This window comes from Rhizobium sp. BK008 (genome assembly GCF_014197345.1).
Classification (GTDB): Bacteria; Pseudomonadota; Alphaproteobacteria; order Rhizobiales; family Rhizobiaceae; genus Rhizobium; species Rhizobium anhuiense.
In genome coordinates, this window is record NZ_JACIFK010000002.1 from 190,442 (window position 1) to 203,660 (window position 13,219).

A 13,219-nucleotide genomic window follows, 5' to 3' on the forward strand; every position below is an offset into this window, starting at 1 on the left:
ATGTGACCGATCGGTAACAAATGCATTGTTACTTACCGGTAACACCACGAACTGCGAAAGTCAATGCCAAGGGTATGGCAGCGGCAAGTGGAACACGGGCGACCGCCCACGAAAGGAGGACAACCATGAGAAAGACCAGAGACGACCTGACGATATCCGAAGCTCTTCGCGACCCCCTGATCGCCATGGTGTTGCGCGCCGACGGCGTGAAGCTTGAAGACTTCAAGCAGCTCCTGGAGACGGCCGCCGGCAAACGCGAACCGCGGCCGACATCGGTGGGCAACGTGATCGGAGCGCTTGCAAGCCGCGCCAATCTGCCGGCAATGCCCTGCTTCGGCTGAACACGCCGCCTGAAATTTCGGGGGATCTCTCCCTGCCCCCGTCAAGGGCTGCCGTCAGAAAGAGGCGGCGGCCCTTGCCGCTTGATCGTAATGGCCCGACAGCGCCCGGAGCGTGGCGGCCACCGCCGATGTCGCTGCGGCATCGAGGCCGAGCCCCTTGACCGATTCCACCAGCAGCGCCTCCCGCACCGCCCGGTATTTCAGGCAGGTTTCAACGCCCTTTCCGGTAGCGGCAACCAGCTTCTCCTTGCCCGCCCGGGTGCTTGTCACCAGGCCGCGCTTTTCCAGCTTCTTGATTGCATAAATCACCAGATGCGTATCCTCGACACCGAGCACGCTGCAGAGATCGCCGAGCCGCTTCGGCCGTTGCCGGTGAGCCACCGAATGCAGCACCAGCACGTCGATCGCGGCGCATCCGGGCTCGCCCGCAGCCGTCATGCAGCGTACCATCCAGCGGTCGAAGGCGTTGCCGGCAAGGATAAGGCCGAACTCGAGCTCCGAAAGGGCCGGAAGCGCGCCATCGGCGAGATGGGCTGAGGAGACGATCGGTCCGATTTCCCGTCGTCCGCGTCCATCCGACATACGCATCCCTCCATGATCCAAGAGGGAGAACGTTGACATTTTATCGATAAATCGTCAATAAAATTTCAGTTTAACAGGAGACCGGACGATGGGCAGGCAATGGGATTTCTGGGTCGATCGCGGCGGCACGTTCACCGATATCGTCGCACGCCGTCCGGACGGTTCGCTCATCGCCCACAAGCTGCTCTCAGAAAATCCGGAAGCCTATCGCGACCCGGCCGTGCACGGCATCCGTGAATTGCTTGGCCTTGAGCCTGGCGAACCGATCCCTTCCGACCTCATCGGCGCGGTGAAGATGGGAACGACGGTCGCCACCAATGCCCTCTTGGAACGCAAGGGCGATCCAACCCTCTTGGTGACGACGAAGGGGTTCCGCGATGCGCTGGAGATCGGCTACCAGGCCCGCGCCGATATATTCGCCAAGAAGATCGTCAAGCCGGAACTGCTTTATGCCGATGTCATCGAGGCCGACGAGCGGGTGTTGGCGGACGGCACAGTGGAACGTGCCCTTAACGAGCATGACCTGCGACAAGCGCTTGAAGCCGCCTATGCCAGCGGCCTGCGCGCCGTCGCCATCGTCTTCATGCATGCCTACCGCTATCCCGAGCATGAGCAGCAGGCCGCCGCCATCGCCAGCGCAATCGGTTTCACGCAGATCTCGCCCTCCCATGTCGTTTCACCGCTGATCAAGCTCGTCGGGCGCGGCGACACCGCCGTCGTCGATGCCTATCTGTCTCCGGTTCTCCGGCGTTATGTTGATCAGGTTGCCGCCGAGCTCGGCACCGGCGACGCAGAGGGCCCGAAGCTGATGTTCATGCAGTCTTCCGGCGGACTGACCGACGCGCATCTCTTCCAGGGCAAGGATGCGATCCTGTCCGGCCCCGCCGGCGGCGTGGTCGGCGCGGTCGAGGTCTCGCGCATCGCCGGCTTTGACCGAATGATCGGCTTCGACATGGGCGGCACTTCGACCGATGTCTCGCATTACGACGGTGAATTGGAACGCGCTTTCGAGACCGAGGTCGCCGGTGTGCGCATGCGCGCGCCGATGATGAAGATCCACACCGTTGCTGCCGGCGGCGGCTCGATCCTGAGTTATGACGGTTCGCGCTTCCGCGTCGGTCCCGATTCAGCCGGGGCGACGCCCGGTCCGAAATCCTACCGCCGCGGCGGTCCGCTTGCCGTCACCGACGCCAACATCATGACCGGCAAGCTGCTGCCGGATTTCTTCCCTGAAATCTTCGGGCCGGGGCAGGACCAGCCGCTCGATGCCGAGGCGGTGCGCAGCGCCTTTGCCGAGATGGCGCAGACGATCGGCGGCGGGCGGACGGCGGAAGACGTCGCCGACGGTTTTCTCGCCATCGCCGTCGAGAACATGGCCAATGCCATCAAGAAAATCTCCGTGCAGCGCGGCTATGACGTTTCGGACTATGCGCTCACCTGCTTCGGCGGCGCCGGCGGCCAGCATGCCTGCCTCGTGGCCGACAGCCTCGGCATGAAGACCGTGCTGATCCACCCCTTCTCCGGCATCCTTTCGGCCTATGGCATGGGTCTCGCCGATATCCGCGCCACGCGCCAGCGCGCCGTCCTGACCGAACTCGACACGGCCTTGACGACGATCGGCGCCGTCAGGGCCGAGCTGGAAGAGGAGGTGCGTGGGGAAATGACGCTGCAAGGCGTCGAGGCGGCCGATCTGGAGATCGTCACCCGACTGCACCTGCAATATAAGGGCACCGACACGGCCCTGCCCGTTGCCTTCGGGCAGCAGGAGGAGATGGCGCAAGCCTTTGCCGTCGCCCACAAGAAGCAGTTCGGCTTCATCTTCGACGACCGGCCTGTTGTCGTCGATTCCATCGAAGTCGAGGGCATCGGCGGCGGCGCCGACATTCAGGAGGCGGACATTCAGGCGGACGCCTCGGTGCCGGAAGCGCTGCGCACCACCCGCTTCTATTCCGGTGGAACATGGCACGAGGCCGGCATCTTCAAGCGCGAGGCGCTAAAGCCGGGCGCCGTCCTCAAAGGCCCCGCGCTGATCATCGAACCGCATCAGACGATCGTCGTCGAGGCGGGCTGGCAGGCAAGGCTCACCGGCCGCAACCATATCGTCCTCATCCGCGAGATCCCGCTGTCGCGCAATGCGGCGATCGGCACCAGCGCCGACCCCGTGATGCTCGAAGTCTTCAACAACCTGTTCATGGCGATCGCCGAGCAGATGGGCGTGACGCTGCAGAACACGGCCCATTCGGTCAATATCAAGGAGCGGCTCGATTTCTCCTGCGCCGTCTTCGACCGCACCGGCGCGCTCGTCGCCAACGCACCGCACATGCCGGTGCATCTAGGCTCCATGGACCGTTCGGTCGAAACGATCATCCGCCTCAACCAAGGCAACATCCGCCCGGGCGACGTCTTCGCGCTCAACGCACCGTATAATGGCGGCACGCATCTGCCCGACATCACCGTCGTCACGCCTGTTTTCGACGATGCCGGAGAGGTCATCCTCTTCTATGTCGCCTCGCGCGGCCATCATGCCGATATCGGCGGCAAGGCGCCGGGCTCGATGACCCCGCGGGCGACGAAGGTCGATGAGGAAGGCGTGCTGATCGACAATTTCCTGCTGGTCGATAAGGGGCGTTTTCGTGAGGCCGACTTCGCGGCGATGTTGACGGACCACCCCTACCCCGCCCGCAATCCTGCCCAGAATGTAGCCGACGTGAAGGCGCAGATCGCCGCCAACGAAAAGGGCGTGCACGAATTGCGCAAGATGGTCGCCCATTTCGGGCTCGACGTCGTCGAAGCCTATATGGGCCATGTACAGGACAATGCCGAAGAAAGCGTGCGCCGGGTCATCGCCCGGCTGAGCGACAGCGAATTCACCTACCCCACCGATCAGGGCGCCGTTATCAAGGTGAAGATCACCGTCGACAGGAAGGCGCGCGAGGCAACGGTCGACTTCACCGGCACGAGCGCACAGCAGCCGACCAATTTCAATGCGCCGGAACCGGTGACACGCGCCGCCGTGCTCTATGTCTTCCGTGTCATGGTCGAGCAGCCGATCCCGATGAATGCCGGTTGCCTCCGGCCGATCCGCATCATCGTGCCCGACGGCTCGATGCTGCGCCCGACCTATCCGGCAGCCGTCGTCGCCGGCAATGTCGAAACCAGCCAGCATGTGACCAATGCGCTGTTCGGAGCGCTCGGAACACTGGCGGCAGCCCAGGGCTCGATGAACAACCTGACTTTCGGCAACGCCACCTATCAATATTACGAGACGATCTGCGCCGGCGGCCCCGCCGGCGTGCTCAATGACGGCACCGGCTTCAGCGGCGCCGATGGCGTGCACAGCCACATGACCAATTCGCGGCTGACCGATCCCGAGGTGCTGGAATTCCGTTTTCCCGTCGTGCTGGAAGATTTCCACATCCGCCGCGGTTCCGGCGGCAAGGGGCAATATAGTTCCGGCGGCGGTACCGAGCGCACCATCCGCTTCCTGGAGACGATGGATTGCAGCATCCTCTCCTCGCACCGTACGATCCGGCCTTTCGGCCTGTTCGGCGGGGAAGACGGGCAGTTGGGGAAAACCGAGATCCGCCGCGGCGACGGCCAAGTCGAAAAGCTGGAAGGCTGCGATCAGGCAATGCTCGCAGCCGGTGACGCCGTGATCATCACGACGCCGACCGGGGGTGGCTACGGCAAGCCGGTTTAGCTCCTATCCAGGAGCCCCTGAACACTTCCGGGCGACATGCATTAGAGAATGGGCTTGCCGCCGGTGACCGCGATTGTCGCGCCGGAGACATAGCTCGACAAGGGATCGGCCAGCATCACATAGGCTGTGGCAAGCTCGGCCGGCTGACCCGGCCTCTTCATCGGCACCTGCTTGCCGAAATTGCTGACGCTTTCTTCCGGCAGCGTCGAAGGGATGAGCGGCGTCCAGATCGGGCCCGGCGCCACCGCATTGGCGCGAATGCCTTTTTCGGCCAGAAGCTGGGCAAGGCCGGCGGTGAAATTCTGGATCGCGCCCTTGGTCGTCGCATAGGCAAGCAGTGTCGGGTTCGGATTGTCCGAATTGATCGAGGCCGTGTTGATGATGGCGCTGCCGGGCTTCATATGGGCGACGGCTGCCTTGGTCAGGTAGAACATCGCATGGATATTGACCTTGAAGGTCAGTTCCCACTCCTCGTCGCTGATCTCGTCGATACTCTTGAAGCTCGCCTGATGCGCGGCGTTGTTGACGAGAATGTCGATGCCGCCCAGTTCCTTGACCGCCGTCTCGACGATCTGTCTGCAGTGGGCGGGATCCTGGATGTCGCCGCTGACGAGCACAGCCTTGCGCCCGGCCTGCTCGACGAGCCGTTTCGTCTCGTCGGCATCCTCATCCTCGTCGAGATAGGAGATCAGCAGATCGACGCCTTCACGGGCATAGGCAATCGCCACGGCGCGACCGATGCCGCTATCGCCGCCGGTGATGATCGCCCGCTTGCCCTTGAGCCGTTCGGATCCGCGATAGCTTTTTTCGCCATGGTCGGGAATCGGTTCCATCTGCGCGGTAAAACCCGGCATCGGCTGTTTCTGGGATGGGAAGGGTGGTGTTGGATAATTCGTCATCATGACCTCCTGGGTTGAAGGGCAAACTCAGGCTGCGGCTGGTTGTTCCAACGTCATTCCACCGCCATCACATCCGCCCAGACGATCAACCTACAAGATGTTGCGATTTGCCACGGCGACAGCTATGCCATAGTAATGTAACATAATCGCAGTTTTCATGAGGTGCGTGGAATTGGACGGAAAGACATCACCCGCAGTTTATTCCGAAGATGAGAGCGTTGCCGGCGAGGCCGGTGGCAAGGGTGCTCGCCGCGCGCGTGTTAGCGGTATCGACCGTGCGCTGCAGGTGATCGATCATCTCTATGAGACTGGATCGCCCGCCGGCGTCTACGCTATCGCCAAGGCGGTCAAGGCGCCACTGTCGACCGTTTACGTCATCGTCGACGATCTCGTCGAGAAGAACATGCTGACGCGCCAGGCCGACGGCTCGATCTGGCTCGGCGCCCGGCTCTATCACTACGGCCTTGCCTATGCGCGGTCGCTGGATTTCATGAGCATCGCCACCCACGAGATGCACGATCTCTGCCGCCAGGCCGGCGAAACCGTGCAGGTCTGCGGCCGCGACGGCGATTATATGCTGGTGCTGGCCATGGCCGACGGCCCGAGCCACTTCCAGGTGGCGTCGCGCGTCGGCACCCGCGTGCCGCTGAACTGGACGGCCTCCGGCCGCCTGCTCGTCGGCCACTTGCCCGAGGAGGAGCGCATCGAACTGTTCAAGCGCTGCGCCCGCTCCTCACCGACCGGCCGCGCCGAGATCGACCCGGGCACACTGTCGGAAGCCGCCGGCAAGGCCTTCGAGTCGCGCCTGTCGATCCAGGCGGGGGAATCGGATTATGCGGTTGCCTGCATCGCCTCGCCGATCTGCGATCGCGACGGCCAGTGCGTCGCCACCATTTCCATCGTGCTGCCGGAGCAGAAGGCCTTTTCCGACGAGAACCACTACACCGCGCATGTGCGCAGTTCGGCGGAACGGATCGAAAAGCTGATGGGCTGGCGTAACCGCTGATCCTCGCCCTCTTCAGCCAATCCTACCTGTAGGAATAGCCGTGGCTGTGGCGCACCAGCTTGCGCGCCCGCGGCACGTAGCGGCTGGCGGCGAAGGCATCGGCGCCCATCACTGCGTAGCGCGGCTCGAACAGCTTGTTGAGAACCGAGACGTCGCCATTGGAATCCGTCGCTTCGAGGTCGGAATCGACCAGGTCGAAAATCGTGAATTCGGCTTGAGAGCCGACCGAAAGCCGGTTCTCCATCGACAGCTTGATGACCGATGCCGGCGCATGGGTGACGGCTTCCACCACCTTGTCGAAGGGCATGCCGACGCTCAGCAGCTTCGACATCGTCGTCGCCAGGTCCCAGACCGGGAAGTTCATCGAATGGCCGTGCAGGTCGGTCGAGATCGAGAATGGCAGCAGCCCGCGCGCGATTGCCGCTTCGGCGACCTTGAAGGAGAAGGAGGCGCCGCCATGGCCGATGTCGAGACGGATGCCCTCGGAGGCGCAGCGCTCGGCGAGAGTGAAGAGGTCCTCGTCCTCCATGATGCTCGAACCGGCCTTGCCGTTGAAGCAATGGGTGACGACGTCGCCGGGGCCGAGGATCTCCAGCACCTCATCATAGAGCGCCGGCGGCTCGCCGACATGCACCATCATCGGCACTTTCAAAATCTTGGCGATCTTCTTGCCGAGCTTGACCGGCGTCACGCCCCAAGAGCCGGTGATGACATGGCTGGCGCGCACCTTGATGCCGACGATATGCTCGCTGTTTTCGGCATAGACTTCGAGGATGCGGTCGAGATCGATATCTCTTATATCCCTGAGTTCGGCGACGCGATTGCAGGCGACGAGGCCGATCGAGCCCAGATTCAGGAAGGCCTTGATGCGTTCGCGCGAGGGCTCGATGATATATTCGCGGAAGCCATGGAAATTCGCCTCACCGGCCGAACCGGCATCGACCAGCGTGGTGACGCCGCGCTCGACACCGCATTCGGAGGGGCGGATGGAGATGTCGGTGCCGCCGTGCCAGATATGCACGTGCAAATCGACCCAACCCGGCGAGATGAAGGCGCCCTTGCCGTCGATGCGCGCTACATCCTGCGAGACCGCAAGCGATGGACCAATCTCGGCGATCCTGCCGTCGGCATTGACGAGAATGTCGATCATCCCCTCGGATGTGCCCGCACCGAATGCCATCGGTCTGACATTGGTGAGGAGGAGCGGCTTCTTCGCCTGGTCGCCGGACATGATATGCATTCCTTTCGAAGTCTCGGACCGGGATCACTCTCGGTCATCTCTTGTCATCATGGAAAAGGTGGGGGAAGCTGGAGATGATGCCGCAGCGCATACCCATCACAATTCCATAATTATGCTATATAAATCTTTATAATAGAATAAAGCCGGACACACCGCTGTCAAGGAAAATGACACGGCCCTCGCCACTGAGGAAACGCCAGCAGCACGCTCCTTTCGAAGCGCGCCTGTTTCGAAGATCCGGAAAATTGACGTTTGTTTTCAATCTCGAAGGATCGAATAGTCGAGCCGTTCCAGGTGATCCGGATCGGCGATGGCGTCGATCGCGGCGATCCTGCCATCGTCGATCGTCAGCGCCACCACGACGCGCAGCTGGCCCGCGATCTGCACGACGAATCCGAGCTCGCCACCGACGATGGCGATTTCGGCTGCCTGGGCCCGGCCCTTGAAGGCTTCGGCCACCTGAGCTGCGCCGCGCATCTCGCCAATGGTGCCGAAGCGGGCGGCCGTCGCATCCGGCCGGAAGACGACGTCAGGAGCAAGCACCGCGATCAAGCCTTCCAGATCGCCGTTCCGCGACGCCGTCAGAAAGGCCTCGGCGATCGTCCGCTTGCGCCCGAGATCGACATCAGGCGCTTCGTCCAAGCCCTGCACCCTGCGGCGGGCGCGGCTTGCGAGCTGGCGGGTGGCGGCCGACGAACGGCCGATGATCGGGGCGATCTCATCGAAGGGCAGATCGAACATGTCGTGCAGCACGAAGGCGACACGTTCGGCGGGCGCCAATGTCTGCAGCACCACGAGCAGTGCCATACCGACCGAGTCGGCAAAGGCGGCCTCACGCTCTGGATCGTTCGCCGGATCGGCGATCCCGGCGTGGAGCGGCGCCTCCAGCGGCTCCTCGCGCCGGGTCTTGCGGGCGCGCAGCATGTCGAGGCAGATGCGCGCCACCACCGTCGTCAGCCAGCCGCCAAGATTGCCGACCCCTGTCGTGTCCGTGCGGTGGAGCCGCAGCCAGGCCTCCTGAACGGCATCATCTGCCTCGCTGCGCGAGCCGAGCATGCGATAAGCGGCAGCCCGCAGGTGCGCCCTGTTCGCCTCGAATTCATCGGCCAGCCATTTTTTCTCGTCCATGTGTCACATTCCTCCGCTGCGTTCCGTCAGAGCCATGACGCATGAAACCCGGCCGATGTGACAGCGCCGGCGGATCGTCAAACGACAAACGCATCAAGGAGACATATCATGCAGGAAAAATTGGTCATGCAGGAGAGAATGGGAAATCCAGCCCTCGTCCTTCCCGCGGCCATGCAGGCGCTCAATGCGCTCAGCAAGGTGCCGACAGAAACCGGTCTTTCGGCAAAGCTGCTCGAACTGGTCAATCTGCGCGCCAGCCAGATCAACGGCTGCAGCGTCTGCATCGATGGTCATTGGCGCATTGCCCGCAAACACGGCGAGACCGACGAGCGGCTCTTTGCCGTCGCCGGCTGGCGCGACGCCCCCTATTATAGCAATGCCGAACGCGCCGCGCTTGCGCTCACCGAGGCGATCACCCGCCTCAGCGATCGGGCGGATCCGGTGCCGGATGATATCTGGGATGAAGCGACCCGGCACTACGATGGCAAAAGCCTTGCGGCCCTCGTCGTCGCCATCGCCAATATCAATGTCTGGAACCGGCTGAACGTCGCCACCCGACAGGTCGCGGGGCAATGGAAGCCGTAAAACGGCGAGCCGCCGGCGGTGCATCACCTCTGCACTGCCGACGGCCACTTTTTGTTGGCATGACCTCAGATCATGCGAGACGATTGACGCTCAGATGATACCGCCGCCGCCGGCAGCGGAAGCCGGACGCTCGGCCGCCACTTTCTTGCGGTAACCGCTGGCCCGGTAGACGGCGATCGGGTCGATCGCGCCGCCGGCCCTGCGGCGCGCTTCGGCGAGGATCGGCTCGACATCGGCGCGATAGGCGCGCTTCAGCGTTTCAGACGCCATCAGCGCATCATTGTCGTCCTGATAGCCGGAGAGTGCCTTGCGGTCGACGATCAGCGCCTGCGCATAGGCGCGGCGGATTTCGTTGGCGCTGTTGATCAGGCTTTCGATCGGATCGGTGACATTGTGCGACTGGTCGATCATATGGGCCGGGTTGAAATCGTTGACGCCGCGCTGCTCGGCATCGACCAGCTCGTTGAACACCAGGAACAGCCGGTAAGGATCGATCGCGCCGGCATCGAGATCGTCGTCGCCATATTTCGAATCGTTGAAGTGGAAACCGCCGAGCTTGCCGAACTGGATCAGGCGGGCGACGATCATCTCGATATTGGTGTTCGGCGCATGGTGGCCGAGGTCGACGAGGCAGTAGGCCTTGGGGCCGAGCGTCTGGGCGATCAGGTAGTTGGTGCCCCAATCTTGCACGATGGTGGAATAGAAGGCCGGCTCGTACATCTTGTGCTCGGAGAACAGCTTCCAATCATCGGGCAGCGCCTTGTAAATGTCAGCCATCGAGGCGAGGTAACGCTCGAAAGCCTTGGTGAAATGGCTCTGGCCGGGGAAGTTCGAGCCGTCGCCGATCCAGACCGTCAATGCCTGGGAGCCGAGCGCCTTGCCGATCTCGATGCATTCGAGATTGTGCTCGACTGCCTGCGCCCGCGTTGCCGCGTCGGTATGGCTGAGCGAACCGTATTTGTAGGAATGGGCCTGGCCGGGCGCATCGGAAAAGGTGTTGGAGTTCATCGCATCGAAGCCGAGGCCGAGCGCGTCGCCCTTGGCCTTCAACTCCCGTGCATCCGCCTTGTCCCAGGGGATATGCAGGGAGACATTCGGCGTCGCTTGCGTCAGCTGGTTGATGACGGCGCAATCGTCGAGCTTGTCGAAAATCCCGCGCGGCTCGCCGGTGCCGGGGAAACGGGCAAACCGCGTGCCGCCGGTGCCCACACCCCAGGAGGGAACGGCGACGAAGAATTCAGCAACCCTGCGGGTGACCGCCTCGATATCGACGCCGCGGCGGGCAAGCGCTGCGCCCAGCGCCTCGTAATCGGCTTTCAGCGCGGTTGCCCGCTTGTCGTTATCCGTTGCGACCAGATCCTGCGCGATCCTGAATTCGGCCATGTCTTCCTCCCGGTTATGCATTTTAAACATTGGGACTTTGCCGTAGCGGCAGCCCCTCATCCGCCTGCTGGCACCTTCTCCCCGTTCTGACGGGGAGAAGGGAATTTGCCGCGCCGTCTCCGTCCCGCTCCAACGTTTCGTCAGGCAAGTCCCCTCTGCCCGTCATGACGGGCAGAGGGTTAGGGTGAGGGGCCGACGCATCCGCCGTCAATCAAAATCAGCGCGTAAAGCTCTGCACGTTGCCGGCATCGACGTTGATGATGTTGCCGGTCGATTTTGCCGAGAGGTCCGAAGCGAGGAAATAGATCGCCTCGGCGATATCTTCCGGAAACACGTTGAGTTTCAGCATCGAACGCTTGCGGTAATGTTCCTCGAGATCGTCCACCTCGATCTTCGACGAGGCGGCGCGCTGCTCGCGCCATTCGCCGCTCCAGATCTTCGAGCCGCGCAGGACGGCATCCGGGTTGACCGTGTTGACGCGGATGCCGGAATCGGCACCTTCCAGCGCCAGGCAGCGGGCGAGATGGATTTCGGCAGCCTTGGCGGTGCAATAGGCAGACGCGTTCGGCGAGGCGGCAAGACCGTTTTTCGAGGCGACGAAGATGACGTTGCCGCCGAGCGCCTGACGGCGGAACAGGCGGAACGCTTCACGCGAGACGAGGAAATAACCGGTCGCCAGAATATCGATATTGCGGTTCCAGGTCGACAGCTCGGTTGTTTCGATCGGCGCGGAGGAGGCAATGCCGGCATTCGAGACGAGAATATCGACGCCGCCGAATTCGACGCAGGCTTCCACGAAGGCGGCGATCACCGCATGTTCCTGGGTGACGTCGAGCCGGACGCTGCGGACGGCATCGGCGCCATATTTCTTGACGAAATCAGCTTCGGTGCCCTCGAGCGCCGCCTGGTCGATATCGGCAAGCACCACGCAGGCGCCCTCGCCGACGAGGCGCGCCGCCGTCGCCCGGCCGATGCCGCCGGCGCCGCCGGTGACGAAGGCGACGCGGCCGGCGAGGCTCTTCGGCTTCGGCATGCGCTGGAGCTTGGCCTCTTCAAGCAGCCAGTATTCGATATCAAAGGCTTCCTGCTCCGGCAGGCCCTGATATTCCGAGACCGTCGACGCCCCGCGCATGACATTGATGGCGTTGACGTAGAATTCGCTGGCGATGCGGGCCGTCGCCTTGTCGCGAGCAAAGGACAGCATGCCGACGCCGGGGACGAGGAAGATGACCGGATTGGCGTCGCGCATGGCCGGCGAATTGTCATGCTTGCAGTCGTTGTAATAGCGGGCGTAATCGGCGCGGTAGTCCTCCAGCGCCTGGTCGAGACCGGCGACGATCGCGTCGACATCCGGCTTGGCCGGATCGAAATCGACGATCAGCGGGCGTATCTTGGTGCGCAGGAAATGATCCGGGCAGCTGGTGCCGAGCGCGCCGAGCGGGCGCAAATCCTTGGAATTGACGAATTCGAGCACGGCGTCCTGATCGTCGAAATGGCCGAGCTTGCGCTCCTGCTTGCCGATGCGGCCGCGGATTTCCGGCATCAGCCGGGCAGCGATGGCGCGGCGCTCGGCAACGGCCAGGCTCTGCGTGACGGCGCCGCCGAAAATCGTCTTTCCCTCGGTCTTTCCGGCAAACCAGACGATCGCCTTGTTGATGATATCGAGCGTCAGCTCATAGCAAGCCTTGGCGTCGTCAGCCCAGGTGAAGAGGCCATGGCTTTCGAGCACGACGCCCTTCGCATTCGGATTGGCGGCGACGAAAGCGCCGAGGTCGAGGCCGAGCTGGAAGCCCGGGCGACGCCAGGGCAGCCAGCCGATCTCGTCGCCGAAGATCTGCTGCGTCAGCTCCCTGGAATTCTTCGATGCGGCGATCGCGATGATCGCATCGGGATGCATGTGGTCGACATGGGTGAAAGGCACGAACCCGTGCAGCGGCGTATCGATCGAGGCGGCGCGGGCGTTCAGGTTGAAGGTGCAGTGCGGCAGGAAGCCGACCATGCGGTCCTCATCCTCGACGCCCTTGTAGATGCCCTTCAGCGATTCCAGCTTGTCCTGGTAGAGTGTCGCGAAACCGTCGAGCTTGATCGTGCCGACATCGCCGCCCGAACCCTTGACCCAGAGCACCTTGACTTTGCCGCCGGTCAACGGATCGGTTTCCATTACCTTCGCCGAGGTGTTGCCGCCGCCGTAATTGGTGATGCGCTTGTCGGCGCCGAGCAGGTTGGAGCGATAAAGCAGCTTGCCGGGCTCGTCGAGACCTGCCGCGTAACCATCATCCCACCGGTTTTCCAGAAGCCGGACGTTCGCCGCCATGTCATCCTCCCATATGAAATCGTCATCGGGGCGCGAGGGTT

10 protein-coding genes are annotated in these 13,219 nt (G+C 62.9%); 4 read left to right on the forward strand and 6 right to left on the reverse strand.

The window, feature by feature from the left end:
- Positions 1-125: 125 nt before the first annotated feature.
- Complete coding sequence (locus tag FHT69_RS12385; RefSeq protein WP_047612976.1) at positions 126-341, forward strand: hypothetical protein; 216 nt, start codon at positions 126-128, stop codon at positions 339-341.
- A 54-nt stretch (positions 342-395) separates the two neighbouring features.
- On the opposite strand, the gene FHT69_RS12390 is transcribed toward FHT69_RS12385, so the two are convergent.
- Positions 396-923, reverse strand: coding sequence for a winged helix DNA-binding protein (locus FHT69_RS12390; protein WP_047612975.1), 528 nt, complete (start codon positions 921-923; stop codon positions 396-398).
- An 88-nt stretch (positions 924-1,011) separates the two neighbouring features.
- Between FHT69_RS12390 and FHT69_RS12395 the strand changes: the two genes are divergently transcribed.
- Complete coding sequence (locus tag FHT69_RS12395; protein WP_183905424.1) at positions 1,012-4,623, forward strand: hydantoinase B/oxoprolinase family protein; 3,612 nt, start codon at positions 1,012-1,014, stop codon at positions 4,621-4,623.
- A 41-nt stretch (positions 4,624-4,664) separates the two neighbouring features.
- Here the strand turns inward: FHT69_RS12395 and FHT69_RS12400 are convergent, their stop codons facing one another.
- The gene (locus FHT69_RS12400) at positions 4,665-5,522 is read right to left on the reverse strand and encodes an SDR family oxidoreductase (protein ID WP_063476261.1); all 858 of its coding nucleotides are present in this window, start codon (positions 5,520-5,522) and stop codon (positions 4,665-4,667) included.
- A 157-nt stretch (positions 5,523-5,679) separates the two neighbouring features.
- Between FHT69_RS12400 and FHT69_RS12405 the strand changes: the two genes are divergently transcribed.
- Positions 5,680-6,528: an IclR family transcriptional regulator gene (locus FHT69_RS12405; RefSeq protein WP_047612972.1), complete on the forward strand. Its 849-nt coding sequence runs from the start codon at positions 5,680-5,682 to the stop codon at positions 6,526-6,528.
- Positions 6,529-6,550: 22 nt separating this feature from the next.
- Here FHT69_RS12405 and FHT69_RS12410 read toward each other — a convergent pair whose 3' ends face one another.
- Positions 6,551-7,768, reverse strand: a complete 1,218-nt coding sequence (locus FHT69_RS12410) for an amidohydrolase/deacetylase family metallohydrolase (protein WP_183905425.1) — start codon at positions 7,766-7,768, stop codon at positions 6,551-6,553.
- Positions 7,769-8,026: 258 nt separating this feature from the next.
- Positions 8,027-8,896: a sigma-70 family RNA polymerase sigma factor gene (locus FHT69_RS12415; protein WP_028755725.1), complete on the reverse strand. Its 870-nt coding sequence runs from the start codon at positions 8,894-8,896 to the stop codon at positions 8,027-8,029.
- A 126-nt stretch (positions 8,897-9,022) separates the two neighbouring features.
- Between FHT69_RS12415 and FHT69_RS12420 the strand changes: the two genes are divergently transcribed.
- Positions 9,023-9,481 carry a carboxymuconolactone decarboxylase family protein gene (locus tag FHT69_RS12420; protein ID WP_063476259.1) on the forward strand — a complete coding sequence of 153 codons (459 nt, stop codon included), beginning with the start codon at positions 9,023-9,025 and terminating at the stop codon, positions 9,479-9,481.
- A 90-nt stretch (positions 9,482-9,571) separates the two neighbouring features.
- Here FHT69_RS12420 and rhaI read toward each other — a convergent pair whose 3' ends face one another.
- Both rhaI and FHT69_RS12430 read right to left on the reverse strand, forming a co-directional pair.
- Positions 9,572-10,864, reverse strand: a complete 1,293-nt coding sequence (gene rhaI, locus FHT69_RS12425; protein ID WP_183905426.1) for an L-rhamnose catabolism isomerase — start codon at positions 10,862-10,864, stop codon at positions 9,572-9,574.
- A 217-nt stretch (positions 10,865-11,081) separates the two neighbouring features.
- Positions 11,082-13,178 (reverse strand): bifunctional rhamnulose-1-phosphate aldolase/short-chain dehydrogenase, encoded by a 2,097-nt coding sequence (locus tag FHT69_RS12430; protein ID WP_183905546.1) that lies wholly within the window; start codon positions 13,176-13,178, stop codon positions 11,082-11,084.
- Between the last annotated feature and the right edge of the window lie 41 nt (positions 13,179-13,219).

What these genes read in the sequence shown, in the direction of transcription:
- FHT69_RS12385 (WP_047612976.1), top strand. Translation starts at nt 126, where the DNA reads ATGAGAAAGACCAGAGACGACCTGACGATATCCGAAGCTCTTCGCGAC.
- FHT69_RS12390 (WP_047612975.1), bottom strand. Translation starts at nt 923, where the DNA reads ATGTCGGATGGACGCGGACGACGGGAAATCGGACCGATCGTCTCCTCA.
- FHT69_RS12395 (WP_183905424.1), top strand. Translation starts at nt 1,012, where the DNA reads ATGGGCAGGCAATGGGATTTCTGGGTCGATCGCGGCGGCACGTTCACC.
- FHT69_RS12400 (WP_063476261.1), bottom strand. Translation starts at nt 5,522, where the DNA reads ATGACGAATTATCCAACACCACCCTTCCCATCCCAGAAACAGCCGATG.
- FHT69_RS12405 (WP_047612972.1), top strand. Translation starts at nt 5,680, where the DNA reads ATGAGGTGCGTGGAATTGGACGGAAAGACATCACCCGCAGTTTATTCC.
- FHT69_RS12410 (WP_183905425.1), bottom strand. Translation starts at nt 7,768, where the DNA reads ATGCATATCATGTCCGGCGACCAGGCGAAGAAGCCGCTCCTCCTCACC.
- FHT69_RS12415 (WP_028755725.1), bottom strand. Translation starts at nt 8,896, where the DNA reads ATGGACGAGAAAAAATGGCTGGCCGATGAATTCGAGGCGAACAGGGCG.
- FHT69_RS12420 (WP_063476259.1), top strand. Translation starts at nt 9,023, where the DNA reads ATGCAGGAGAGAATGGGAAATCCAGCCCTCGTCCTTCCCGCGGCCATG.
- rhaI (WP_183905426.1), bottom strand. Translation starts at nt 10,864, where the DNA reads ATGGCCGAATTCAGGATCGCGCAGGATCTGGTCGCAACGGATAACGAC.
- FHT69_RS12430 (WP_183905546.1), bottom strand. Translation starts at nt 13,178, where the DNA reads ATGGCGGCGAACGTCCGGCTTCTGGAAAACCGGTGGGATGATGGTTAC.